The organism is Anaerotignum faecicola (assembly GCA_024460105.1).
Classification (GTDB): Bacteria; Bacillota; Clostridia; order Lachnospirales; family Anaerotignaceae; genus JANFXS01.
This window is the reverse complement of the sequence record JANFXS010000073.1, coordinates 1-586: the sequence shown is the minus strand read 5'-3', so window position 1 is coordinate 586 and position 586 is coordinate 1. Positions and strand designations below refer to the sequence as shown.

Here is a 586-nt window from a genome sequence, read left to right as displayed (position 1 = left end):
CTATAATTATCGAACTCGGCCATATTCCGCTGCAGACGGTCGGTCAGTTCTTCAATCTTGGCATCCTTCGGATCTTTTTTCTCTTTTTTCTTTCCAAAGAATCCTTTCTTCTCCGGTTCCGCCTGCTTTTCTTCTGCAGGCTCCTCATCTCCGGATTTCTCATCGGCGGCATCTTCGGCACACGCTTCGGTTTCCGCGGCTTCTGTTTCGCCTTTTTCTATTTCTTCGTTAACGGAACCGGTGTCTTCTGCCTTCATGGCCTCTTCTGCCAGTTCCTCTTCTATTCTCGTCTCTTCGCTGCTCACTGTTCTTCCCTTCACCTTTCATCTTTTTTCAGGATCGAATCCAGCTGCGTCATGAGATTCCGCAGCGTATTCAAAACCTTTTCATAGTCCATACGCTTCGGACCGATGATACCGATCGTTCCTCTCAAGCCCTCGCCCAGCTCGTAATTCGCTGTCACGATGCTGCAGTCCCTCATCGTCTGCACCGGCGCTTCCTCGCCGATATAGACCTGAATTCCCGAACTGCTCTCTGAACTGTTCACATCATCGACCAGCTCCTGAAGGAGTTCTTTCTGTTCCAG

The 586-nt window shown here is 50.0% G+C and carries 2 protein-coding genes; both read right to left on the bottom strand.

What is annotated here, in order from left to right:
• On the bottom strand, positions 1 to 305 hold a 305-nt coding region (locus NE664_12805), incomplete at its 3' end, for a nucleotide exchange factor GrpE (protein ID MCQ4727515.1).
• 11 nt (positions 306 to 316) lie between these two features.
• Positions 317 to 586: HrcA family transcriptional regulator (locus tag NE664_12800; GenBank protein ID MCQ4727514.1), on the bottom strand; the 270-nt coding region annotated here is incomplete at its 5' end.